The 24,028-nt window shown below is 73.5% G+C and carries 22 protein-coding genes; 12 read left to right on the top strand and 10 right to left on the bottom strand.

The genetic code is table 11. The features are described from left to right. Position 1: 1 nt before the first annotated feature. Positions 2 to 919, bottom strand: a complete 918-nt coding sequence (locus ACIRL2_RS34195; protein ID WP_402237379.1) for an AAA family ATPase — start codon at positions 917 to 919, stop codon at positions 2 to 4. Positions 920 to 1,120: 201 nt separating this feature from the next. After that, complete coding sequence (locus ACIRL2_RS34190; RefSeq protein WP_395870167.1) at positions 1,121 to 1,441, bottom strand: hypothetical protein; 321 nt, start codon at positions 1,439 to 1,441, stop codon at positions 1,121 to 1,123. A gap of 227 nt (positions 1,442 to 1,668) precedes the next feature. On the opposite strand from ACIRL2_RS34190, the gene ACIRL2_RS34185 reads away from it, so the two are divergent. Continuing rightward, positions 1,669 to 2,955, top strand: coding sequence for a sensor histidine kinase (locus tag ACIRL2_RS34185; protein WP_402237375.1), 1,287 nt, complete (start codon positions 1,669 to 1,671; stop codon positions 2,953 to 2,955). 36 nt (positions 2,956 to 2,991) lie between these two features. Next, positions 2,992 to 3,666 (top strand): response regulator transcription factor, encoded by a 675-nt coding sequence (locus ACIRL2_RS34180; protein WP_331770552.1) that lies wholly within the window; start codon positions 2,992 to 2,994, stop codon positions 3,664 to 3,666. 30 nt (positions 3,667 to 3,696) lie between these two features. Here ACIRL2_RS34180 and ACIRL2_RS34175 read toward each other — a convergent pair whose 3' ends face one another. Continuing rightward, on the bottom strand, positions 3,697 to 4,437 hold the full coding sequence (locus ACIRL2_RS34175; protein ID WP_402237372.1) for a nucleotidyl transferase AbiEii/AbiGii toxin family protein: 741 nt from the start codon (positions 4,435 to 4,437) through the stop codon (positions 3,697 to 3,699). A 371-nt stretch (positions 4,438 to 4,808) separates the two neighbouring features. Then, positions 4,809 to 6,128, bottom strand: coding sequence for an aromatic acid exporter family protein (locus ACIRL2_RS34170; RefSeq protein ID WP_395870160.1), 1,320 nt, complete (start codon positions 6,126 to 6,128; stop codon positions 4,809 to 4,811). Positions 6,129 to 6,889: 761 nt separating this feature from the next. On the opposite strand from ACIRL2_RS34170, the gene ACIRL2_RS34165 reads away from it, so the two are divergent. After that, the gene (locus tag ACIRL2_RS34165; RefSeq protein ID WP_395870158.1) at positions 6,890 to 7,174 is read left to right on the top strand and encodes a hypothetical protein; all 285 of its coding nucleotides are present in this window, start codon (positions 6,890 to 6,892) and stop codon (positions 7,172 to 7,174) included. Positions 7,175 to 7,310: 136 nt separating this feature from the next. Here ACIRL2_RS34165 and lanL read toward each other — a convergent pair whose 3' ends face one another. Both lanL and ACIRL2_RS34155 read right to left on the bottom strand, forming a co-directional pair. Beyond that, positions 7,311 to 9,923, bottom strand: a complete 2,613-nt coding sequence (gene lanL / locus ACIRL2_RS34160; RefSeq protein WP_402237368.1) for a class IV lanthionine synthetase LanL — start codon at positions 9,921 to 9,923, stop codon at positions 7,311 to 7,313. A 176-nt stretch (positions 9,924 to 10,099) separates the two neighbouring features. Beyond that, entirely contained in the window at positions 10,100 to 10,270 is a 171-nt protein-coding gene (locus tag ACIRL2_RS34155; RefSeq protein ID WP_331770546.1) for an SflA family class IV lanthipeptide, read from the bottom strand. A gap of 411 nt (positions 10,271 to 10,681) precedes the next feature. Between ACIRL2_RS34155 and ACIRL2_RS34150 the strand changes: the two genes are divergently transcribed. Both ACIRL2_RS34150 and ACIRL2_RS34145 read left to right on the top strand, forming a co-directional pair. Continuing rightward, a complete protein-coding gene (locus tag ACIRL2_RS34150) occupies positions 10,682 to 13,501 on the top strand; it encodes an AAA family ATPase (RefSeq protein WP_402237364.1) in 2,820 nt (939 codons plus the stop codon). Positions 13,502 to 13,581: 80 nt separating this feature from the next. Next, positions 13,582 to 14,403: a phosphatase gene (locus ACIRL2_RS34145; RefSeq protein WP_402237362.1), complete on the top strand. Its 822-nt coding sequence runs from the start codon at positions 13,582 to 13,584 to the stop codon at positions 14,401 to 14,403. 64 nt (positions 14,404 to 14,467) lie between these two features. Here ACIRL2_RS34145 and ACIRL2_RS34140 read toward each other — a convergent pair whose 3' ends face one another. Continuing rightward, positions 14,468 to 14,896 carry a DUF5997 family protein gene (locus ACIRL2_RS34140; protein ID WP_395870150.1) on the bottom strand — a complete coding sequence of 143 codons (429 nt, stop codon included), beginning with the start codon at positions 14,894 to 14,896 and terminating at the stop codon, positions 14,468 to 14,470. A gap of 58 nt (positions 14,897 to 14,954) precedes the next feature. Here ACIRL2_RS34140 and ACIRL2_RS34135 point away from each other — a divergent pair, with 58 nt between their 5' ends. After that, positions 14,955 to 15,725, top strand: a complete 771-nt coding sequence (locus tag ACIRL2_RS34135; protein ID WP_395870148.1) for a LysR family substrate-binding domain-containing protein — start codon at positions 14,955 to 14,957, stop codon at positions 15,723 to 15,725. Positions 15,726 to 15,810: 85 nt separating this feature from the next. Here the strand turns inward: ACIRL2_RS34135 and ACIRL2_RS34130 are convergent, their stop codons facing one another. Continuing rightward, a complete protein-coding gene (locus tag ACIRL2_RS34130) occupies positions 15,811 to 17,067 on the bottom strand; it encodes an MFS transporter (RefSeq protein WP_395870334.1) in 1,257 nt (418 codons plus the stop codon). A 456-nt stretch (positions 17,068 to 17,523) separates the two neighbouring features. Here ACIRL2_RS34130 and ACIRL2_RS34125 point away from each other — a divergent pair, with 456 nt between their 5' ends. The 3 genes from ACIRL2_RS34125 to ACIRL2_RS34115 all read left to right on the top strand — a co-directional run bounded on the left by ACIRL2_RS34125 (position 17,524) and on the right by ACIRL2_RS34115 (position 19,339). After that, positions 17,524 to 18,030 carry an LAETG motif-containing sortase-dependent surface protein gene (locus ACIRL2_RS34125; RefSeq protein WP_402237359.1) on the top strand — a complete coding sequence of 169 codons (507 nt, stop codon included), beginning with the start codon at positions 17,524 to 17,526 and terminating at the stop codon, positions 18,028 to 18,030. Positions 18,031 to 18,290: 260 nt separating this feature from the next. After that, positions 18,291 to 18,770: an RNA polymerase sigma factor gene (locus ACIRL2_RS34120; protein ID WP_395870144.1), complete on the top strand. Its 480-nt coding sequence runs from the start codon at positions 18,291 to 18,293 to the stop codon at positions 18,768 to 18,770. After that, entirely contained in the window at positions 18,767 to 19,339 is a 573-nt protein-coding gene (locus ACIRL2_RS34115; RefSeq protein WP_402237355.1) for a hypothetical protein, read from the top strand. Before ACIRL2_RS34120 ends, ACIRL2_RS34115 begins: the two co-directional genes overlap by 4 nt. A gap of 12 nt (positions 19,340 to 19,351) precedes the next feature. Here the strand turns inward: ACIRL2_RS34115 and ACIRL2_RS34110 are convergent, their stop codons facing one another. Further along, complete coding sequence (locus ACIRL2_RS34110; protein ID WP_402237353.1) at positions 19,352 to 19,705, bottom strand: LysE family translocator; 354 nt, start codon at positions 19,703 to 19,705, stop codon at positions 19,352 to 19,354. A 131-nt stretch (positions 19,706 to 19,836) separates the two neighbouring features. Further along, on the bottom strand, positions 19,837 to 21,591 hold the full coding sequence (locus ACIRL2_RS34105; RefSeq protein WP_402237512.1) for a glycoside hydrolase family 3 protein: 1,755 nt from the start codon (positions 21,589 to 21,591) through the stop codon (positions 19,837 to 19,839). A 179-nt stretch (positions 21,592 to 21,770) separates the two neighbouring features. On the opposite strand from ACIRL2_RS34105, the gene ACIRL2_RS34100 reads away from it, so the two are divergent. From ACIRL2_RS34100 to ACIRL2_RS34090, 3 genes are all read left to right on the top strand, one after another. Further along, positions 21,771 to 22,838, top strand: coding sequence for an Lrp/AsnC family transcriptional regulator (locus tag ACIRL2_RS34100; RefSeq protein ID WP_402237351.1), 1,068 nt, complete (start codon positions 21,771 to 21,773; stop codon positions 22,836 to 22,838). Between the two features lie 384 nt (positions 22,839 to 23,222). Next, complete coding sequence (locus ACIRL2_RS34095; RefSeq protein WP_402237348.1) at positions 23,223 to 23,459, top strand: helix-turn-helix domain-containing protein; 237 nt, start codon at positions 23,223 to 23,225, stop codon at positions 23,457 to 23,459. Further along, positions 23,456 to 23,959, top strand: coding sequence for a hypothetical protein (locus tag ACIRL2_RS34090; RefSeq protein WP_395870137.1), 504 nt, complete (start codon positions 23,456 to 23,458; stop codon positions 23,957 to 23,959). The genes ACIRL2_RS34095 and ACIRL2_RS34090 overlap by 4 nt, the downstream gene beginning before the upstream one ends. Positions 23,960 to 24,028 lie beyond the last annotated feature (69 nt).

The following is a 24,028-nucleotide window of genomic DNA, read 5'->3' as shown; positions in this document are numbered from 1 at the left end:
CTCAGCCGCCCGCCGCGAGCAGCCGAACCAGCCCGGCCGCCCGTACGCCGTCCAGGTCCTCCCGGTGCTTGAGCACCGCGCCGAGCGTGCGTGCGGCACTGTCGGGGTCGAGCTCGCGCACGCCGAGCACGAGCAGCGCGCCGGCCCAGTCCAGGGTCTCGGACACGCCGGGCGGTTTGACCAGGTCGGCCGCGCGCAGCCGCCCGACGGCACGGACCACGTCCTCGGCCAGCCGGGAGCTCACCTCCGGCAGTCGGCGGCGCACGATCGCCACCTCCTGCGCGTGGTCGGGGTGGTCGAGCCAGTGGTAGAGGCAGCGTCGCTTGAGCGCGTCGTGCAGCTCGCGGGTGCGGTTGGAGGTCAGCACCACCAGCGGCGGCACCTTCGCGGCGATCCGGCCCAGCTCGGGCACGGTCACCGCGAAGTCGGAGAGCACCTCGAGCAGGAACGCGTCGAACTCGTCGTCGGCCCGATCCACCTCGTCCACGAGCAGCACCGCCGGCGCCGCCTCGATCGCCTGCAACACCGGCCGGGCGATCAGGTAGCGCCGGTCGTACAGCCCCGCCTCCAGGGCCGCGGCATCGGTCTCGCCCGCCGCGCCGGCCGCCCGCAGGTGCAACATCTGGCGCGGGAAGTCCCAGTCGTAGAGCGCCTGCGAGGCGTCCAAACCCTCGTAGCACTGGAGCCGGAACAGCGGCACGCGAAACGCGGCCGACAACGCCTGGGCGAGCGCGGTCTTGCCCACCCCGGGCTCGCCCTCCAGCAGCAGCGGCCGACCCATCCGCAGCGCGAGGTAGGCGGCGGTGCCGATGCCGGCGCCGGCCAGGTAGTCCACGCCGTCGAGCCGGGCGACCACATCCTCGGGCCCACCCAGGCCGCCCGCGTCGACGCCCTCGTCGTCCCACCACGCCTGCGACACGGCACACACCCCTCGACACCCGTACTGCCCGGCTCGCCTCGACCCGGGGCCGTGACCGGCGACATGCACCCGCCGCGGCACCGGTGATCGTGTTCAGTACACGCTGTACCGGCCGAGCCCTCGACGGCAACATTTGCCAAACCGCCGGCCGATCGCTGCGTATCCGTGACCGCCCGGCGCGCGGCGCGCGGGTCGCGGCGATCAGCGCCAGGTGCGGACGTCGGCGAGACCGCCCGTCGCCAGGTCCGGTCTGCCCCAAAAGTCGCCGGAGCGGGTCGCGACCACCAGGATCGGCTGCCCCTCGGCGTCGAGGTGGGCGAGATGGAAGCCGATCACCCACGACGGCTCCGCGACCAGGTCCCGCGGTGGGCGCAACCGCACCGACGCGGCGCCGTGCGCGGCGAACACGACGGCGTTGTCCGTGGGTGTGCCCGGTTCCGGATCCAGGGCCTCGACCACCAGGACCCGGTCCGCCCACACCACCACCGAGCGCGGCGGCCGATCCAAGGCCACCTCGACCACCCGCCCGTCGTGCCTTCAGCGCACGAGTCGGTCGTCGCCGGTCCCGTCGAGGACGATCGCGGGGTCGGTATCGGCGGGCACACGAACCAGTCTCGCACCACCGCCTCCGCCCGCGGTCGGCCGTCCACCCGCGCGGCGCTCGCCGTAGCGGTCTACAACCAGCGTGGTAGACGGGTGTGGACCGTCGGTTTGACGACGGCCCGTCGATCACGGGCTACGCTGCGCCGATGCGGGCCCGAACGGTGCGGAGCAGGCTGTCCGTCAACCTCCCCACGACGGTGGTGGACGCGATCCTCGCGCTGTCCTACATCGTGGTCAGTCTGCTGTTGGCCCACGAGGATCCCACCGGGGACTGGCGCGAGACCGACACGCTCGGTTTCGCGCTGATCGTGGTGATCAACCTGCCGCTGATCCTGCGCCGCCGCGCCCCGGTCCCGGTCCTGCTGGTCATGCTCGCCCTCCAAGTGGTCTACATCGCGCTGGGCTACTGGCCGGTGGTGAACTCGCTCGGCACGCTGATGGGGATCTACACGGTCGCCGCGCACCGATCGATCCGGACCATGGTCGGCTGCGTGGTGGCGGTGGGCGCCACCTGGCTGTACGCCGGACTGGCCGCGGACGGGGGTTCGATGACCACCGTCGTCGCCCAGATCCTGGTCATCCCGCCGGGCATCTGCTGGTTCGGCGTCGCGGCCCGGCGACTGAGCGAACGCAACGCGCAGTACGCGATCTTGACCGCCCGACTGGCCCGTGAGCAGGAGGCCCGGGCCCGCCGGGCGGTGACCGACGAGCGGGTGCGGATCGCGCGCGAACTGCACGACGTGGTCGCCCACCACGTGTCGGTGATCTCCGTGCAGGCCGGCCTCGCCGAGTACGTGCTGACCTCGGATCCGCCCACCGCCGAGGCGGCGTTGCGCACCATAGGCGAAACCACGCGCGAGACCCTGGACGAGATGCGCCGGATGTTGATGCTGCTGCGCGCGGACGAGGAGGACACGTCCGACGTCGACGAGGAACCGCCGGACGCCGCGCGCGGGCGGACCGCCGACGACCGGCTGGATCCGGCGCCGGGGCTGGCCCGACTCGGCGAGGTGGTGCGCCGGATCAGGGCCGCGGGAGTGGACGTGCGCTCCACGACGCTGGGCGTCGCGCGCCCGCTGTCCCCGGGCATCGAGCTGTGCGCGTACCGGATCGTCCAAGAGGCCCTGACCAATGTCCTCAAACACGCCCGTACCGCCCGGGTCGACCTGGTGGTGGACTTCGGTCCACACCACTTGCGGATAACCGTGACCGACGACGGGGGAGACGGGACCGCGAGTACCGCCCCGCAGGGGTTCGATCCGGGCACAATCGGTGGGGTGGCGGCGCACGGGTTGATCGGCATGTCCGAGCGCGCCAAGCTCTACGGCGGGACGCTTGTTGCGGGACGGCGGCCCACCGGGGGATTCGAGGTCGGTCTCGTCCTGCCGATCCCGGCCGAGCCCACCGCGTCGGCCGAGAGCGGGGATGTCTAGGCCGCCTCGTACCGACGTGACGAAGGGACCGACGGGGTGACCAAGGTGTTGGTGGTCGACGATCAGATCCTGATCAGGGCGGGCCTGGCCGCGTTATTACGCGCGGCCCCGGGGATCGACGTGGTCGGCGAGGCGTCCGACGGGGCCGAGGCGATCGACCTGGCCGCGAAGCTGCGCCCGGAGCTGATCCTGATGGACATCCGGATGCCCGAAGTGAGCGGCGTGGAGGCCACCGAGCGCATTCTGGCCGCCGCCGAGGGCACACCGCCCCGGATCGTGGTGCTGACCACGTTCGACCTGGACGAGTACGTCTACGCCGCGCTGCGTGCCGGGGCGTCCGGTTTCCTGCTCAAGGAGATCGGCCCTCAGCGGCTGTTGGCGGCGATCGACGCGGTGATGGCGGGCGACATGCTGTTCGCGCCCAGCGTCACCCGGCGGCTGATCGAGACCTACGTCGCGTTCGCGAGCGCGCCGACCGGCGACGTGCCGCCGGACCTGGAGACGCTCACCGGGCGGGAGTTGGAGGTGCTGCGCCTGGTCGGGACCGGGATGGCCAACAACGAGATCGCCGGCACCCTGGTGGTCACCGAGTCGACGGTCAAGACCCACTTCAACCGCGCGCTGGCCAAGTTGAACCTGTCCAGCCGGGCGCAGGCGGTGGTGCTGGCGTACGAGACCGGGCTGGTCACACCCGGCGGCCGACGCGGCTGAGCGACCGTGCGGCGGGGCGGGCGGCGCGATTCACACCGGTCCGCCGCCGGGAGCGTGCTCGTCCGGCTCGGCCAGCGCGGCCAGTTTGGCCAGTACCTCGGGGTCGAGCGCGGCGGCGATCGGGCGGCTGTGTCGGGCGGAGAGTTCGGTGAACCAGTCCTGGAACCAGGCGCGGACGGCGGCGGCCCGCGCGGCGGGCGGGCCGAATTCGGCGTCCTCGCGCTCGGTGACGTGCTTGAACGCGGTCAGGAAGTCCTCCGCGCGCAGCTCGGGATCGTGCGCCAGGGCCAGTTCGAGCAGCCGGCCGGTGTCGTAGCGGTCGGCGAGCGCGAAGACGTCGAAGGCGTCCCGCACCTCCGAGCGCAGACCCAGGGTGACCACCTTGGCCGCGACCAGATCGTCGGGGTGCAGCACCGGGACACCGTCCACGACGGTGGGCTCGTGCGTACGGGACGCGACGTGCAGGGTCAGCGGTGTGCCCTTCCCGCCCCCGGCCGGCCGCACGGTCATCCGGACGAAGGTCTTGGTGCCGGCCCTGCCGTCGACGCCGACCCGGCAGCCCGCGTCGGTCAGCGCCGCGACGATCGCGCCGCGGGCGGCGGAGAGCCTCCCGGCGTCGCGCGCGGCCAGGGCGAAGTCGACGCCGTCGCTCTCCCGGTCCGACAGACCGCGCAGACGAAGACCGCGAGCGCCGGCCAGGGCGACCCCGAAGGGCTCGCCGGCCGCCGCGACGATATCGATCGTCGGTGGTGCTTCGGGGTTGTGTCGCACGATGTCCGGTCCTTGGCGTCGGGGCTCATCAGGGTACGTGCCGACCGGCGCGGTCACGGCGTCGGCTGGGCTACTCCGAGGGTTGACCCCACCGCGGCGAACTACCACGTCGGTTCGACCGACTCTTCCACCCGGGACGGGATGTCGTGGCGGACCTCGGCTGCTTGGCTTCACCCATGGCCGCTTGTCGGGGGTTGCCCCGAACACCCGGCAAGCGGCCGTTTCGACATGAGCTCGTGCACGGGGGTGGGCTCATTTCGGATCCAGGGGTGGCCGGGGCGCGGCTTGCGCACCGGCCACCCGGGCCGGGCTCGGGGCGGATCGGGGGGCGCGGCGAGCACGGGTCGCGGGCGGGCCCGGGCGGCGACCGGTCACCCGCGCCGTCGCAGTGTGTGTCGGTGCAGCCGGCGCGGGACCCGCAGCAGGCGATCGGTCGGCGTCACCACCCACCGGATGCCCTCCCGCAACACCGGACCGGGTCTGGCCACCGCGGCCCGGAGCCGGCGCTCCTGGGCCAGACGCCGGCGACGCTCCTCGATCCGCTGCGCCAGGTCGCCCGGAGTGCCCGCCGGCCGGGTCTCGTCGACCAGCTTGTCCACCGCGGTCAGCAGCGTCCCGTACAGCTCCCAGCGGTCCGGGTTGGTGATCGAGTCGGCGAGCAGGATCGCCTCGGTACGCAATCGGTCCTCCTCCGCCTCGGCCAGCCGTTCGCGCAGGGTGACCTCGGCCTGCGCGGAGTCCTCCGGACGGTCCTGGCCGTGCAGCACCAGCAGGTGGCCGTACGCCGCGAACAGCGCCGCCAGCGAGTGGAACAGGCTGCGCAGCGACTGTGCGGTGGCCAACGGGATCTCGGTGTACGCCGGTTCGCCGTGCTCGCCCGGCGCGTACAGCCCGCTCAGCGACCGGCACACCATGCGCAGCGCCACCGCGCTGATCTCGGCGGTGTCCAGGCCGCTGCGCAGCGCGAGCACGCGCACCGTGGCGCGTCGGCCACGCGGGTTGAATCGGGTGCCCTCCTCGGCCGTGGACAACGTCGCGTCCACCCGCACGATGTCCCGGTCGATCCGGCGCGCCTCCTCCAGCCAGCCGTGCGCCCGGTCGTGGGTGACGTCGTCGCCGATCTCCCGGGCCATGGTGTCCAGGAGCCGGGTCAGCGCGTCGAAGGCGGACATCACCGCCTCGTTCGCGGGCCGCACGTGCACGGGCGGGGCCAGGACGAGCGAGAACACCATGCCGACGGCGGCCCCGATCAAGGTCTCCGCGACCCGGTCCCACGCGGTGTCCCCGACCTGGCTGACGCCGAGCACGATCATCGCGCTGATCGCCACCTCGTTGATCGAGTCGCCCAGCCGGATCAGGTGCCCCAGACCGAGCGAGGCCAGCAGCAGCAGGGTCAGACTCCACCAGTTCAGCCCCACCGCCTCGCTGAAGAGCACCGCGATGAGCACACCCGAGACCACGCTGGCTACCCGCTGCACGCCGGTGGTGAACGTCGCGTACGAGGTGACCTGGACGACCAGGAGCGCGGTGAGCGGGGCCAGGATCGGCTGCGGATGGGCGCCGGCCAGGAACAGGGCGGCGACGTAGGACGTCACCGCCGCCACGGTGGTCCGCAGCACCTGCGCGACCAGCGAGGTCTCGCTCTCCTTGACCCTGGACAGCGCCGCGGCGAGATCGACTTCCGACGGCATTCGGCTCCTTCCTCCTCGGTCCCGCGCTCCGGCGGATTCCCCTTGTATGCCCTGTTCCGCAGCCGTACACCACGTGCCGTCGGGGTGGTGGAGGCAATCCGCGCGGCCGATGCCGATCCGGCGGGCGGGTGGACGCACCGCCGTGCGGCACCGGCCCGGCGGTCGGGGCCGGTCGGCGAACCGGCGCGGGATGCGCGGAGCCGCCTGGATTCCGGAGGGGGCGGTGGGGGAGGTCGCCGAGGTCGATCAGGGTCGGGTCGGCGCCGCGTTCGGTGAGTTCGGCGGCGCAGGCGAGGGAGTCGGCGAAGGGCACCTCCCGGTCGTCTCGGGCGCCGAACAGCGCGACGGGTACTCGCGGAGCCCATCCGCAGGTCGTGCCGTTCTCCCGCATGGCGGCGAGGAAGCGGCCGGCCGGCGCGCCGCGGCCGGTCGCGAACTCCGGGCTGAACAGCGCCTCGAGCCGGTCGGGCAACTCGGCCGGGATCTGCGGTTCGGTGTGCCGGCCGTCGAACAGGCTCAGCACTCGGGCGACTTGGTCGTCTTGGAAGACGTCGGGGCGGTGGCAAGGGGTCGCGCGGAGTTCCGGCCCGGTACCGGGTAACTCGGCGCGAGGTTGACGCCGCGCGCGTCACCGGTCGTGCCGAGCGCGGCCGGAACGCCGCCGGTACCGGCGGCCGTCCCGGTTGCGGGTCGTGCGTGAACGGCAAGGATGGGAGGTGATGCCCTCCCACCGAAGGCGTCGGCACGACTGGAGGACCGTGATGGCCATTCTCATGCAGATCGATCTGCCTGGGGTCGAGAAGGAACAGTACGAGCAACTCTCCGCGCGCGTGCGGTCCGGCGAGATCCCGGCGGAGGGATGTCTGGCCCATGTGGCGATCCCGACGGACGACGGCGTACGGATCATCGACCTGTGGGAGTCGCGGGCGGCGATGGACGCGTTCAACACTCGGCTGATGCCGGTGGCCGAGGAGTTGGGCTTCCCGCCGAGCCCGGCTCCGCCGCAGGTCACCGAGGTTCACGGCTACTGGGTCCCGGGCGCCTAGGGCGTGTCTTCAATCCCCCGCCGACCTCCACGACGCCCGGCACCGCATCCGCCCTTCGGGCTCCTCGCCGCGCTCACGCCGCGGAGCCCGACGGGGGATTGAAGACACGCTCTGGAGCCGAGACCCGTCGCGGTGGTCAGGACCCGGAGGCGGCTCTCGGCGGCGGTGCGCACAGGCGCTCGCCGCCCCGGTCGCGCAGCCGGCGCAGCAGCGACAGCACGCCCGTGCCGCCGCCGGCCCAGCCGGGGTCGGTACCGGCGAGCGTGTTGTCGGGGAACAACGGGCGCCGCGTGGTGCCGCCGCTGCGTGCCAGGATCAGCGACACCACATCCTCGGCGGCCCGCCAGTGCTCGTCGTCGCCGGTGACGAGCGCGGCGTCCACGAGCAGCTCGCCGACCCCGGAAAGACCGCAACATTGCGATACCAGGCTCATCCGGGGTGCGAGCGAATGACACAACCGGGCGCAGCGCAGCCCGAGTTCGACCAGCTCGGGCTCCTGTTCGCGCGCGCCCGCCGCGAGCAGGACGGTGCCGATCCCGGCCATTCCCCGACACCAGGACGCGAAGTGCCGGGCGGCGCCCGGACGAGCCGCCTCCGCGAGCAACTCGGGTGTGTGCGCGGCGAGTCGATCCAGACCCTCGCGTGCGGCGAGCCCGACCTCCGGGTCCGGGACCGGGTTTGCGCCCGCACGGGTACGAGTGTCGTGGCAGGCGTGGAGGAAGTGCACGATGCCGGCCTCGCCGTGGGCGTAGCCGTGCGCGTAGGCCGCCCGTGACGAGGCCGGGGGCAGGTCGTCGGTCCCGGGCCACGCGTCGCGTGGTCGCTCCAGGAGGGCCTTGGCGCAGGAATCCGCCGCGGCCAGGTGCCGGGCGGCCTGCTCGATCCGTCCCGCCGCGTGTGCCTGGCGCGCCAGCAGCAGGTGGCCCGTACCGGTGCCCGCCGCACCACCTATCTGGTCGCCGGTGTCGTCGTACGGCAGGGGATCGGGCGGGAAGACCGGCAGGGGAACAACGCCGCCCGGCTGTGCGGCGGCGGCGCGCAGGAACAGCTCGACCCCGGTGCGGCCGGTGTACAACGCGCCGGAGAGCGCGTCGAGTTCGGGGTGTGTCGCGGTGCGGCGGGCGAGTTCGGTGACCGCCTCCGCGACGCCCGGGTGGTCGAGGTGGTGCAGCAGTTCCAGGCCCACTCCGGCCGCGCCCGCGTAGACCGTCAGCGTCGATCCCGGACGCGCGCCCGACGCGGCGGGCAGCGCGGCGGCGGCGGGTACGCAGCCGGCCACCGTGTGCGCGATCACGTCGTCCAGCAGGTCGGCGTCGACGCGAGGCGGCGTCGGCGAACGGCGGCCGTGCGCCGGCTCCGGCAGACCGGCCCGCAGGCGCCGGGCGCAGGCCAGCCGCTCCTCGCGATCGAGGCTGAGCAGCCCGGCGACCAGGGCCCGGACCGGTCGGTGGGCGGCGCCGGGAAGCGCGGCGGCCAGGCAGGCCAGCGTACGATCGCGGTCCACCGCGCGGTCGGGGTCGACGATCACCGGATCCATCCCGGTCAGCGCGTAGTGCAGTGTCGCGCCCAGCGCGTACAGGTCGTCCGCCGGATCGGCCGGGCCGTCGGCGGGGTCCACCGCGAGGGTGTAGCCCGGCGTGCCGCCGGCCGGGCGGTGCGCGCGCAGTGCGCTGATGCCGAAGTCGACCAGTCGGCAGGTGCCGTCCGTGTCGAGGACCACGTTGCCCGGTTTCAGATCGCACATCACCACGCCCCGGGCGTGCATCGCGTCCAGTACGGTCAACAACCGGCGGGCCAGCGCGGACACCCGGCGTCCGGGCCGCGCGTCGCCCGGATAGGGGCCGTGTGTCAGGACGTCGCGGCGCAGGTCCGCGGGGCCGCAGTCGGTGGTGACCAGGTATTCGTCCTCGCCGTGGCGCACGTGGTCGACGACCCGGGGCACCCCGTCGAGATCGGCCAGCGCGGCCAGCACGGCGCGCTCGTGGCGCAGCCGGCCCCGGGCGTCCACGCCGTCGCCGTCCTCGCCCGCGTAGGCCCTGGCCTGCTTGACCACCACGCGTTCGCCGGTGGTGGTGTCGAGGGCGCGGTAGACGTTTCCGTGCGGGGAGCGGGCGATGCCGGAGGTGAGTCGGTATCGGCCGCCGACCAGCCGTGCGGCCCGCCCGGGGGCGGGCACGGCGGCACCGAACGGGTCTGCGGCCCACGGGGGTTGGCGGTATCGAATGCTCGCCCGGCCGGGGAAGCGCTGCCCGTCGGGGCCGGTCATCACCAAGTCGGCGGCGCCGGATCCGGTGGCCCGGAAGGGGCCGTAGCGGTAGTACACCGGCGCGTCCGGCCGAACCCGGCGGTCGCCGAGCACGCGCGGGCCGGCGCGACCGACCAACACGTCGGCCAGTTCCCGGCCCAGGACCGGTACGTCCTGTTCGCGCGGATAGACGGTGGCCGCCTTGCCGACCACGGCCGGATCGCGCACCCCGGAGTTCAGTTCCTCCAACACGGTGGCGCTCACCGCGAACTTGGCCAGGCAGCGATAGCGCAGCAGCACCGGGACCACCAGGTCCAGGGTCTCGGGGAAGTCCTCGGGCCGGGCCGAGACGTGCAGTTTCCATCCGTGGTCGGGCACGGGCATGTTCGGGTCGAACAGGTGCAGCCAGACGTCGTCCGCGCTGCACCGCCGGGCGTGGCCGGCCACGAGCGCCTCGAGTCGCGTGCGCAGATCCTGCGCGGATCCGTGGGGGATCGACCGCACCAATGCCACCCCTCCTGCCGGCTCCTGCCGTTCCCGCGATTCCTGCCGTTCTGTGGTTCTCGCCGTGCTTGGATCCGCCGCGGGCAGGGGGTGCCGCGCGTGGGTGCCCCGGCGCGAGCCCGATCGGGCCGATGGGTGCCGATCGGGCCGTGCGCACCGGGTCGGTCGGGTCCGGGTCAGACCTTCCAGTCACATCCGACGCGCGTCGTCGCGGTGGGCCAGGGCTCGGGCAGACACGCCTCGATCCGCCGGTCCGGGTTCGACTCGTCCTCGAACTCGACCGCTTCCTCTTCCACCTCGACGTCGAGCGGTCCGGCGTCGCGGATCTCTACCTTCACGGGGCTCATATCGATCCTTCCTGCAAAAAGGCGGGCAGATCATTACACGAACCGAGCGACTTTCTGTTGTTCGGGGCCGCCGCGCCCACCTGTGCCCCCCGGTGCGGATGGGGCGGGTGGGCCGTCGTACCGCGCCAATAGTCTCCTCGTTGGACAACGAAAGGAGAACGTGCCGAATCGGCCGGCTTGTGGCGGGATTTCGCACGCGTGAACGGGATCGGCACAGGACGCGGAGCGGCGCTCGGTCGGGGCCGGGTGGCGGGACCGCGAGGGCGCTCGATGGCGGCCCGGTGGTGGCGCGCGAGGGGGTGGGCGCCGACCGTCTACGGTGAACCCGTGCCCGGGCCGGTCCCGGCCGCCCCACCCGCGGCGAGAGCCGGTGCGTGGGCGACCCGCACCTGCCCCCGGAGAGTTCCGCCGATGACCAGCACACCCCGCTCCCGGATCACCGACGCGTCGCGGGTGCGATTGTGGGGGCGAGAGGTCGAGCGGGCCGAGATCGCGGCGGTGATCGCACGTGCCCGCCTGGGCCGCAGCGCGGTGCTGGTGTTGCGCGGGCCGGCCGGCATCGGCAAGTCGACGCTGCTGGACGGGGCCGCGCGCGACGCCGACGGTCTGCGGGTGCTGCGCACCGCCGGAGTCGCGGCCGAGGCCGGCCTGCCGTTCGCCGCGCTGCACGGCCTGCTGCGGCCGGTGCTGCACCGACTGGACACGCTGCCCGATGTCCAGGCGGCGGCGCTGCGCGGCGCGTTGGGTCTGGCCCAGGCGGGTCCGGACCGGTACCTGGTCGGCTCGGCCGTGCTTGGCCTGCTCTCCGACCTCTCCCGCGAGCGGCCGCTGTTGTGCCTGATCGACGACGCGCACTGGTTGGACGTCGCCTCCGCCGAGGTGCTGCTGTTCACCGCCCGGCGGCTGGACGCCGAGGGCGTCGGGATGCTCTTCACCGCACGGGACGCCGCGGAGGGCTTCCCGTCCCGCGCGCTGCCCGAACTGACGCTCTCCGCGTTGGACCACGACCCGGCCGGGGCGCTGTTGGCCGAGCGGGTCCCGGATCTGACCCCGGCGGTGCGCGAGCGGATCATCGCCGAGTCCGCCGGAAACCCGTTGGCCCTGCTCGAGTTCGCCGCCGGACTCGACGCCGACGTGCGCACCGGCCGGGTCGACCCGCCCACCGCCCTGCCCGTCACCGACCGGGTGTCGGCCGCCTTCGGGGACCGGATCGCCCGGCTGCCCGAACCCGCCCGCGTGGTGTTGACCGTCGCCGCCGCCGAGGGCACCGGTGACCTGGGCACAGTGCTCCGGGCCGCGCGGGCGCTGGGCGCCGGCGCCGAGGACCTCGACGCGTGCGTGGCGGCCGGCCTGCTGCGCGGCACCGGCGCGACGATCGCCTTCCGACACCCGCTGGTGCGCTCGACCGCCTACCAGCGGGCCGGGGTGGCCGGCCGCCTGGCGGTACACCGGGCGTTGGCCGCGGCCACCGACGGCGAGCGCCGACTGTGGCACCTGGCCGAGGCCGCGGCCGGGCCCGACGAGAGCGTCGCGGCCGCGTTGGAGCGGGCGGGCGTGGACGCGCACGAGCGCGGCGCGACCGGGGCCGCCGCGCCGATCCACGAACGGGCCGCCCGGCTCAGCCCGGAGCCCGCCGACCGGGCCCGGCGCAGCGTCCTGGCGGCCCAGATGGCCGTGGTCGCGGGGCGTACCGAGCACGCGGCGGAGTTGGCCGAGCGGGCCCTGGCCGGGATCGAGGACCCGTTGCCGCAGGCCGGATTGGCCATGGTGCGGGCGACCGCGGCGAGCGAACGCGGCACCCCGCGCGGGGCGGCCCGACTGCTCATCGAGCACGCCCGGCCGATCGCGCCCACCCACCCGGAACTCACGCTGAGACTGCTGATCATGGCCGCCGGCAGCGCGTGGTCCGCGGCGGAGGACGTCGAACTGCGCGAACTGGCCGCCCTCGCGGCCGAGTCGGAGTCGGCCGCGGCCGCATTGCGGCCGACCGCCGGCGCCTCGGCGAAGCACGCCTCGGCGAAGCACGCGTCGCCGGCCGCCGCGATCACCGCGCTCGCGTACCTGGTCGACGACGATCCCGAGCGTGCCCTGCCGATCCTGCGGTCCTTCGTCACCGGTGTGCGGGTGAACCCGCCCGGCCTGCTGCTCACCCGGATCCTCGCCGGCAACCTCGCGGTACTGCTCGGCGACGACGACGCGGCCCTGGACCTGTCCACCACCGACGCGGCACGCACCCGGGCGCGCGGACAGGTCGGCGCGCTGCCCGGCGCGCTCCAGGTCCAGGCGCACGCCCAGGCGATGGCCGGCCTGCCGCACGACGCGGCGGCCACCATCGCCGAGGCGCTCACCTTCGCGCGCGACACCGGTCAGGTCTACCGGATGGCGCGACTTCGTGTGATCACCGCCCGGATCGCCGCCGAACGCGGCGACGAGGACGGGTGCCGCGCGGCGCTCGCGGCCGACGCCGACCTCGCCGGAGCGCCCGCGTTCGCCGGGGTCGCCGAGACGACGGCCGCCGCGGACTGCGTACACGCACTGCTCGATCTCACCCTGGGGCGCTACGAATCGGCGGTGCGTCGGCTGACCGAGTGCACGCGCGGGCCGGCCCGACACACCGCCGCCGTCGTGGCCGCGAACGCCGATCTGGTCGAGGCGGCCGTCCGGGCCGGCACCCCGGAGCGGGCCCGGGAAGCGGCGGCGCGGTTCGAGCGCTGGGCCCGGGCGAGCGGGACCCCGTGGGCGATGGCGGTCGCGCTGCGCTGTGGTGCGCTGCTTGCCGAACCGGACGCCGCCGACGCGCTCTACGTCGCGGCGATCGGTGAACACGAGCGGGGCGGGCGGCCGTTCGAGCGGGCGCGCACGGAACTGCTGCACGGTGAATGGCTGCGCCGGGCCCGGCGGCGCGTGGACGCGCGCGCCCCGCTGCGCTCCGCGCTGGCCGGCTTCGAGCGGTCGGCGGCGAACCCGTGGGCCGATCGGGCCCGGAGCGAGCTGCGCGCCACCGGCGACGCGGCACCGGCCGACACCGGCGACGCGGACGTACTCGCCCGGCTGACACCGCAGGAACTGCACATCGTTCGACTCGCCGCCGAGGGTGTGAGCAACCGGGACATCGCAAGTCGCCTGTTCCTGAGCCCGCGCACGGTCGAATACCACCTCTACAAGGCCTATCCCAAGCTCGGCATCGGCTCCCGCGGCGAGTTGTCCCGCTTCCGAACCTCGAGGTGCTGAATCGCTGGGCGCGCGGGGCACCGGTGGTGAGGGGGACCCCGCCCACCACCGGGCGGTTGTCGGGTGGGCACAATGGCGGCATGACGACGCCGAACACCCCTCCGTCCCGCGACGAGCTGATTCGGCACCTGGAGACGACCCGCATCGCGGGCCGGGTGGCCACACCGCGAGAGGTCAATCTCCGGCACTACGCGGAACTGGTGAAGGGCAACCGGCGGTTCTGGCTGGGCCTGGACCTGGGCGACCGCTGGAAGACCGAGGACGACGTGCTCGACGTGATGGTCGAGCGGGTGGGCGTGCGGGCGGACCCCGAGCACCGCACCGGTCAGGACACCATCGACGCGCGACTGACCCTGGACGGGCTCGATCGTATGGCCGCCGTCCTGCGCGACGCCGCCGCGCGCCGGCTGCGCGTACTGATCGCCACCGGACACCCCGGCGGACTGTTGGACGTACATCGGGCCATCGGTCGCGCGTTGCGGGCGGCCGGCGCCGAGATCCTCGACATCCCCCGCGGACTGCACACCACCGAGGGCGACGACGACACCAGCGGCAGCGTGCGGCAGTTCGGCGGTGTGGCGGTGCTGGAGCGCGGGGCCACGCTGTGGCACACCCACGCGCCGCAGCCGATGAGCGCGATCCTGGACGCGCTCGCGGCGGCCGGGCGACCCTGGCCGGACCTGGTCGTCGCCGACCACGGCTGGGCCGGCCGTGCCGGGCAATACGGCATCCCCACGGTCGCGTTCGCCGACTGCAACGACCCGGCGCTGTTCCTCGGCGAGGTCGAGGGCACCGTCACGGTCACCGTCCCGCTCGACGACCACGTCGTGGACGCCCGCGACTACGAGCCGATGACCGCCTACCTGCTCGCGACCGCGGGCCTGGACCACGACACGCGATAGGGCCGGGCGGGCCACCGCGACGGCCGGGAACCGGTGTTCGGCTCCCGGCCGCGGTGCCGGTGGGTCAGGAACGCGCTCGGCGCGGCTTCGCGGGGCGCTCCACGGGCCGCTCCGCGCTCTTCTCCTTGTTCTTCTCCTTGATCCGGATCGTTTCCTTCCGGACCTCGGCCTGGGTGGCGCGCTCCTGCCGCAGCCACTCCGGGCCGTCCTCCTTCAGCGCGTCGATCTCCGCGGTGGTGAGCGCCTCGGTGATGCCGCCGCGGGCGAGGCCGGCGATCGAGACGCCGAGCTTGTTCGCCACGACGGGCCGGGGGTGCGGGCCGTTGCGGCGCAGCTCCTGGAGCCACTCGGGCGGGTCGCTCAGCAGCGCGTTCAACTCGTCGCGGGAGACGACACCCTCTTGGAACTCTGCGGGGGTGGCCTGGAGGTACACGCCCAGCTTCTTCGCCGCGGTCGCGGGCTTCATCGTCTGGGTGGTCTTGTGCGACGTCATGGTGTCAAGAGTAGCGACCGTGTGCGGTGCCTCCGATCATGGCCGCTAACCTGACGTGGTGACAGGCTCGCAAGTACCCACCCCGTTCCGGCTCGCGTACGTTCCGGGGGTGACCCCCACGAAATGGGTGCGGGTCTGGAACGAGCGGCTGCCGGAGGTGCCGCTGACGTTGATCCCGGTGTCCGCGGCCGACGCGGCCGACGTGCTGCGCGCCGGCGACGCCGACGCCGGGCTGGTGCGGCTGCCGATCGACCGGACCGAGTTGAGCGCGATTCCGCTCTACACCGAGACCACGGTGGTCGTGGTGCCCAAGGACCACGACGTCGCGGGGGTCGACGAGGTGCTCGCGGAGGATCTGGCCGACGCGCTCGTGCTGCATCCGCTCGACGACACCCTGGAGTGGGAGCGCCGGCCGGGGGTGCCCGCCAAGGAGCGGCCGGCGACCACGGCGGACGCGGTCGAACTGGTGGCGGCCGGGGTGGGCCTGTTGGTCGTCCCGCAGTCCCTGGCCCGTCTGCATCACCGCAAGGACCTGACCTACCGGCCGGTGTCCGACGCTCCCGAGTCGCGGGTGGCGCTGTCCTGGCCCGAGGCGCACACCACCGACCTGGTGGAGGAGTTCATCGGGATCGTCCGCGGACGCACCGTCAACAGCTCGCGCGGCCGGGCCCAGACGCCGGCCCAACCGAAGGCGAAGTCCCAGCGCCCCGACGCGAGCGGCGCCAAGCGCAAGCCCGGCGCCGCCGGTGGGTCGACCGGCAAGGGTGCCCGCGGCGGCCCCGGCGCCGGCAAGGGCGCCAAGCGCGGCAAGCCCCGCCGCCGCTCCTGACCTCCCGACCGGCCGCCGCGGTCCGCGGCGCGATCGGTCCCGAGCGCGTGGGCTTCGTAGCGTGCCTCACGCCTCGTAGCGTGCCTCACGCCTCCGCGGCGACCGCGCCGGGACGTACGACCGGTTCCTGCGAGCTCTCCGGGACCACGCGGAACAGCGCGATCGCGCCGACCAGGCTGACCAGACACATCGCCGCCAGATACCAGGTCACGCCGGTCGAGGAGGCGCCGGAGTTCAACAGCGCGGTGGAGATCGTCGGAGCCAGTCCGCCGCCGAGGACGGCGCCGAGTTGCAGGATCAACGAGGACCCCGAGTACCGGACGTGGACGGGGAAGGTGTCGGCGATGATCCCGCCCTGGACACAGTGCGTGATCGGAATGATGAGGCCCATTCCGGCGAGGGCCAACACGGCGAGCGCCGAATTCCCGGTGTTCAGCAAAGGGAAGAAGGCGAGACACCACGCCAGGATCGCGGCCGAACCGCCGATGAACATGGTGCGTCTGCCGTATCGGTCGGCGATTCGTGTCCACAGCGGAATACTCGCGAACCACAACACGGCGGCGGCCGAGATGCTCAGGATCAGGAATCTCTTCTCATAGCCGAGATGCTTGGTTCCGTACGACAGCGTGAAAACCATGAATACGTACGCGACGGCGGAATTGGCGACCACGGCGAGCAGCGTGAGGCCCAGGCGTGGGAAGCCGACCTTGAATGCCTCGGCGAGCGGAAAGCGGACCACCTCGCCCTGTTCCAGAGCATGATCGAAGGATGGGGATTCGGTGACCCGTAGCCGGATCACCAGGCCCACCGCGACCAGGACGAAACTCATCAGGAACGGGACGCGCCAGCCCCACGAGGTGAATGCGTGATCGCTCATCACCGTGCTGGTGGCGAGGAAGATCATGTTCGCCAGGACCAGGCCGGCGGGTGTTCCCATCTGGGGGAATCCCGCGTACAGGTTCCGCTTGCCGGCCGGGGCGTGCTCCATCGACATCAGTGTCGCGCCCGCGCCCTCGCCGCCCAGACCGATGCCTTGCACCACGCGCAGCACGACGAGCAGCACGGGCGCCCAGTAGCCGATCGCGTCGTAGTTGGGAATGGCGCCGATGAGGGTCGAGCCGATTCCCATCATCACCAGCGACACCACCAGGGTCGCCTTGCGGCCGATACGGTCGCCGAAATGACCGAAGACCAGTCCGCCCAGCGGTCGGGCGACGAATCCGACGGCCAGGGTGGCGAACGAGGCGAGAGTACCCGCCGCGGGGCTCAGCGACGGGAAGAACTGCTTGTCGAAGATGAGTGCGGCGGCGGTGCCGTAGAGAAAGAAGTCGTACCACTCCAGGGTGGTTCCGGCCAAAGTCGCGACGGCGGTTCTTCCCGCCGTCTTTCCACCGCCGTCGATGCCCTCTTTCGGAGCCGAATTACTCATGGGTGACCTATCCACTCGGGGGCGGGCGTTGACTCCGCAAAGCCGCTGCGGCGGCCGATGTTCACAGTGCGTCACATGGATCCTGACCCCGGCGGACATGACATACAAATGCCGAATCCGAGGTCAGCCATATCCGTTCGGGTATGTGGCGCCCGTCTGTTCGCGCAGTCGTCGATGGTCCACGCCTCGATCCACCGAACGGATACGTGCCGAGGAGGGCGAACCGCGACGGGCGGCTCGGCGGCGGGTGAAAAAAGTTCGGCGCAATCGGGAACCCGGCGAGGGTCCGCGCGTCTGGATGTCCGTCACCGAGTGGTGGCGGCCGGCGTGTGCGCACGGCGGTCCGTTCGATGCTCGACAAGGAGAACGGTGTTCATTCCCTCCCCGCGTGTCCCTCCCCGCACGACCGCGTCGCCGCCCGCCGGCCGGGCCCGGGTTCGCGCCGGTCGCGTGCTCGGCGCCGGTTTCGTTCTGGCGGCCTCGGCCGTGCTGCTGACGCAGAGCCCGGCGATGGCCGACGACACCTCGCCGGCGAGCCCGGCGCGCGTTTCGGACTCCCGGGCGGTCCCGGCCACGCAGCCGCCTCGGGACGCGGCGCCCGAGGCCCGCACCCCCAGCGTGCCCCCGACCGCGCGTCCCGGCGTCGGCACCGTGCCCCCGGCCGCGCGCCCCGGTGTCGCCACCACGCCGCCGCCCGCCGAGGCGCCCGGGCGGGCCGGCAACCCGGCGGCCACCCCGGCGCCGGCGGAACGCCGCCTCGCCGAGACCGGCGGTGACGACAAGACCGCGCTGTACATCGGCGGCGCCGCGGGACTACTCCTGCTCGGCGGCGGTGCCGTCGTGCTCGGCCGGCGTCGCGGCGGTACCGCGAGCTGATCGGTGCGTGGAACCGGCCGGTGGCCCTGGGACGTCGACGCCCCCGGGCCACCGGCCGGCCGCGGCGCCGACCCACGGCATCGGCAGTCCATCGGTACGCATCCGAGGAGTTCACGGCCATCCAGGAATCCCACGTCCGGGTCCACCGCGACCCGATCCCGGCCCCCCGGACGCCGCCCAACCCGGACGCGGCGCCCCGCCGGCGTGCCTTCGGCCTGTTCCGCCGGCGGACCCGGGAGGCCGGCGAGCCGCCGCCGACCATGACGCAGCTCTACCACGCGCACCGGATGCGCCTGGTGCGCCTGGCCACGCTGCTGGTGGACGACCAGGAGACCGCGGAGGACGTCGTACAGGAGGCCTTCACGGCGGCCTTCCGTCGGCACGGCGCGCGCCTGGGCGAACTCGACGACCCACCCGCCTACCTGCGGCGCTGCGTGGTCAACGGCGCCCGGTCGGTGCTGCGTCGACGGCGGACCGCGCGGGCCTGGATACCGCCGGTGCCGCCGCCGGTGGCCTCGCCCGAGGACGACGCGCTGCGCGCCGAACGCGACCGGCGACTGCGCCACGCGCTGGGACGGCTGACCCGACGGCAACGCGAGGTGCTGGTGCTGCGCTACTGGGAGAACCTCAGCGAAAGCGAGATCGCCGGCACGCTGGGCATACCGTCCGGCACCGTGAAATCCACCGCGAGTCGCGGGCTGACCGCACTGCACCGGCTGCTGATGGAGGACGAGGCGTGACTCGACACGGCGGTGAACCCCTGCGGTCGGGGACGCCCGAGCACACGGCCCTGGAGGCCGAACTGCGCGACTGGCTGGGCCGACGCGCCGACGCGGTGACCCCCGCGACGGTGCGCCCGCGCGAGGTGCCATTGCCGATCGCACCGGCGCGGACGCGGCGCGTCCCGCTCCGACTGGCGGTGCCGGTGGCGGTGTTCGCGCTGGCCGCGGCCGGGTGGGCGGTGACCGGCGCGATCTCCGCCCCGGACGCCCCGCGCCCGGTGACCGTACCGCCGGCCGGGCCCGCGCCGGAGACCGGCGGGCCGACCACGACCGCGCCCGCCTCGACGCCGGAGTCCCCGGCGGGCGTGCCCGCGCCGAACCCGAGTGCCGTCTCGACCGTGCCGCCCAGTGTCCCGCACGGCGGCACCGCGCCGCCCAGTGTCCCGCCCCGCACCGCGCCGCCCGATACCTCGCCCGATACCCCGCCCGGCATCGCGCCGGGCGGGCGCCGGGGTTCGCCCGTGGACAACCAACCACCGAGCAACGCACCGCCACCCGCGACCGGCGAGGGTCGGCGCCCGCGCTGAACGGCGCCCCGGTCACCGCGCGACCAACAGTCCCAGCGCGAGGTAGACGCCGCCCACCAGGTACCTGGCCCGGTCCCGCCCGGGACGCCCGCCGCCCACCAGGTGCCGGGCGGCGTCCGCGGCGAACGTGTAGCCGAGCCCGACGAGCAGGCCGATCGCGGACACGCTCGCACCCAGGCCCACCATCCACACCCTGGCCCGGGTCGGCGACGCCCCCGAGGGCACGAACTGCGGAAGGAACGCGAGGAAGAAGAGCACGACCTTGGGATTCGGCACGTTCACGAGCACGCCGTCCAGGAAGACCCGCCGCAACGACCGCGCGGGCCCGCGACCCTCCTCGGGCACCTCCGTCGAACGGCGCAGCACGGTGCCTGCGCGTCCCGTTCGGCTTCGCGGACGACGTGCTGCACCGCATCGTGGACCGACTGACCTCGGCGTGGGCGGAATCGGCCCGGTCGTGAACACCGAAGCGACAGCCGGAGCGGCATGCGGCAGGGTCAGCGCACCGGGCCCGTGCTCGGCTCGCTCGTCCCGGCCGGCGGCGGCCCCGGGTGGCCGCAGCGGAACAGGGGGTCGCGGGTGTCGAAGGGCACGTCCTCGCGGGACTCCTCGACCGCGCGCATCGACGACGGCAGGTCGAACGGCAACCGCCCGTCGACCGGGGCGCGGCCGAACACCGCATCCAACACCAGGTCGTCGTCCGCGCCGAAATCGGCGAGCAACACGGATGCCACGTCCGCGAGTTCGGTGAGCACGGCGGGCCGGTCCAGGAACACGCAGACGGCGAGCGGGACGAGCGCGGCCAACTCGCGCAGGCGGGCCGACTCCGGCGCCGGGAACTCCAGCGAACCGGCGTGGAAGTACCGCTCCAGCAGTCCCTCGCGCGGCTCGTACGGGGCGTTCAGGCGCAGCACCGCGAGGTCCGCGTCCGCCGGCCGGTCCACGACCGTGCCGTAGCGCGATGCCGACTCCGGATCGATGTTCTCCACGTACACCTTGCGGTCCGGGCCGTGCGCCGGCACCTCGCCGTGCAACCGGACCAGGGAGCGCCGCTGCGCGCGACGACCCAGCGCACGGGTCCGCGGCCGGCCGACCAGTTCCTCCGCCGCGTCCGGGTCGACGTAGGGGTCCTCGAACAGGCCCAGGCGGAACTTGTCGCGCAGGATCCGCCGGGCCGACGCGTCGATCCGGGCCTCGGCGACCGCACCGGAGCGCACCGCGTCGACGATCAACCCGGGCCGGATCTCGCCGCCGAACTGGTCCACGTCCGCGTCCAGGAGCAGCCGCACCTGCTCGGCGAGCGGCAGGTGCTCCACCCCCCAGTTGCGCGCGGGCAAGTCGCCGACACCGGGAATCGGCATACCCCGCAACAGATTGAAGTCGGTGCACACCACGCCGTCGAAGCCGTACCGGCCGCGCAGCAGCCCGGCGATCACGTCCCGGTTGAAGCCCGAGCCGACCTCGGCGAGCCCGACGCCGACCGGGATCCCGTACGCCGGCATCACCTGGGCGACGCCCGCCGCGAGCGCGGCCTCGAACGGCCGCAGGTGGTGCTCGAATCGGCCACCCGGATAGACCTGGAGCCGGCCGTACGCGAAGTGCGGGTCCTCGCCGCCGGCCACCGGGCCGCCGCCGGGAAAGTGCTTGACCATGCACGCCACGCTCTCGGCGCCCAGGGCCGCGCCCTGCATGCCGCCGATGTACGCGGCCAGCATCCGTGACACCCTCTCCGCGTCCTCGCCGAAGGTGCCCGCGATCCGCGCCCAGCGCGGCTCGGTGGCCAGGTCGGCCATCGGATGCACCGCGACCCGGATGCCCACCGCGCGCAGCTCGCGCGCCGCGGCGGCGGCGAACTCGCGAACCAGCCCGGGATCGTTCGTGGCGGCCAGACCGATCGGCTCCGGCCCGCGCGAGAACCCGCCACCGGTGTGCGCCGCCGCCGGGTTGTCGCCGAACCCGTGCCGGGGGTCCGAGGACAACGTGACCGGGATGCCCAACCGGGTGCCGGCGGCCAGATCCTGGAGGTGGTTGTTCCACCGCGCCATCACCGGGGCGGTCGGGGCGGACATCACCAGGAAGTGGCTGACGCCGAGCCCGGTGAGTGCCTCGCAGTCGGTCGGGAAGGCGTCCGCCCGCCTGCCGGCGATCCGCCCGTGGCACATCAGCGCGGCCTTCTCGGCCAACGTCATCCGGGCCAGCAGGTCGGCGACCCGCTCCTCGATCGGCAGGCCCGGGTTCTCGTACGGCTCCATCGTGCCGTTGTGGTTCAGGTCCCGGAACAGGGTGCCGTCGTGCCGTCGGAGCGGTTTCACCGTACGTCCTCGCTGCAGTCGTGGGCCGTCCATGGCACCGCCACGGACCCCCACCAGGGTTGCCGCCGTACGCGTGCCGGCATCGTGGATGCCGAAAGTGATCCCGAGAGGCCCGGCTGATGCAGGAATCGAAAGCGGCGCTCGGCCCGGAAGCGCTGGACGAACTCGACCTCGCGCTCGTCCACGCGCTGCAACTGTCGCCGCGCGCGACCTGGACCGAGCTGGGACCGGTGCTCGGCGTCGACCCGGTTACCCTGGCCCGCCGTTGGCGCCGCCTGGAGCGCAGCGGCGCCGCGTGGATCACCTGCCACCCGGGCGGCGGTCCCGGGGTACTCGGCGGCACGAGCGTCGCGCTGGTCGAGATCCGGGTGGCTCCGGGCCGGATCCCGGAGGTCTCCGCGCGCCTGGCCCGGCATCGACACGCCCTCAACGTCGAGTACCTCACCGGCAACCGCGACCTGTTGATCACCGCCGCCGCGGCCGACGCCGACGCGCTGGCGCAATACCTGCGGATCCGGCTGCCGTCCGTCCCGGGCATCACCGGCATCCGGGTCCAGCTCCCGCTGCGCCTGTACAAGGACTCGGGCGCGTGGCGGCTGCGCGCTCTGGACCGCGAGCAGCGCGACCTGCTGAGCGGCCCGCCGCGCATGTCGAGCCGGCCCACCCGGGCACTGGACGACGCGGACCGGGCGTTGCTGCTCGAACTGGGCCCCGACGGGCGACTGGGTACCGCGGAACTGGCCCGCCGACTGGGCACCAGCGGCGTCACGGTGGCCCGCCGGCTGGCCCGGCTGACCGCCGGCGGGCAGGCCGGATTCCGGGGTGAGGTGGCCCGCTCGCTCACCGGCTGGCCGGTCTGCGCGACCTGGTGGCTGCGGGTGCCGGCAGCCGAACTGGACGAGACCGCCGCCCGGTTGACCGCGTCGGCCGACGTGCGCATGTGCGCCGTGGTCACCGGCACCGCCAACCTGGTCGTCGTGGTGTGGTTGCGCCGGGCGGCGGACGTACCGACCCTGGAGGCCGAGTGGTCCGGGCGTTTCCCCCGGGTCGAGGTGGTGGACAGCGCGGTCACCATCCAGGTGATCAAGCAGATGGGCCGCGTGGTCGGCCCGAACGGGCACGCCACCGGTTTCGTGCCCCTGGACATCTGGTCCGACCCGCTGGCGGACACGGAGGTGCGGCCATAGACCCGCAGGCCGGTTCCGCGCCGGGCCCCGACGACCCTTCGACCGGGTCCGCACCCGGTTCCGAAGACCCGCAGGCGGGCTCCCCACCGGCTCCCGAAGACCCGCAAGCCCGTTCCGGACCCACCCCTGAAGATCCGCAAGCCCGTACCGGACCCACCCCTGAAGATCCGCAAGCCCGTACCGGACCCGGTTCCGAGGTTCGACGCGTTCGTGTGACGCGGCAACTTTCCCGCACAGAGGGATGATTGTCCTCCTTGTGCTCTACCGCTCCCGCAAGTGGCGATCTACTCTGCGGAGATGAGAGATGTTGCGCCTGGGGTGCGTGGGACGAGAACGGCGGAGCCGATATCCACCCGGGACTCGGATTCGAACGAACCGATCCGGATGATCGTGGTGCGCAACGTGCGGATGCTCGCACGGCGCGACGGCTACACGGACGGTGCGATCGGCGAGGCACTGGGACACGGCCGGTCCTGGGCGTGGCGTCGCTTCACCGGTGAACTCCCCTTCGACCTCAACGATGTGGAGCGTTTGGCCCAACTGTTCAAGGTGGAACCCGCGCACCTGCTCGCCCCCGCCCACACGTGGGCACCGGACCCGGCCCGAAGGGTTGTCTCATGAGCACCGATCGTCGCCCGAGCAGCCGGCGCAACCGGAACGACGCCAAGCACCGCGGCGACCGGGTCACGGCGCGCCCCACCCGCCACACCGACGGGGCCTCCGTCCCGGCGATGTCCTCGGAAGTGATCGAGGCCGCGCTCTACCGCGCGGCCGAGGGCAGCCACGCGGACCAGGCGACCACGTACATCCTCACCGAGGAAGGCTCGTTCGTGCGCCGCCCCGAGTTGTACGCGGTATGCCTGGACTGGTCCGACGACGGCCGCTACGCGGCGGTGCGCTGGCGGACGCTGCGCGAGGTGGTCACCGCCTCCGACGCGCAGTTCCCGCCGGGGGCGTTGCGCACGATGCTGCTCCTGTGCTGTTCGCTGCACGACGACGGGCCCGCGCCGCTGTCCCGACTGTCCATGCTCGACTCGACCAACGCGCGGATCGTCTCGCGCGGAATCCACATCGCCACCGGCGCGCTGCCGCTGCGCCAGGCGCTGGGCAACGCACCGTGACCCCGAGATGACACTCCCGATCGAGGACCCGCGACCGCCCGAGGCGGCTGCCACGACCCGGGGCCTCGA

Origin of the sequence: Embleya sp. NPDC127516 (assembly GCF_044765325.1) — a bacterium.
Classification (GTDB): domain Bacteria; phylum Actinomycetota; class Actinomycetes; order Streptomycetales; family Streptomycetaceae; genus Embleya.
This window is presented reverse-complemented; position numbering and strand designations above follow the sequence as displayed.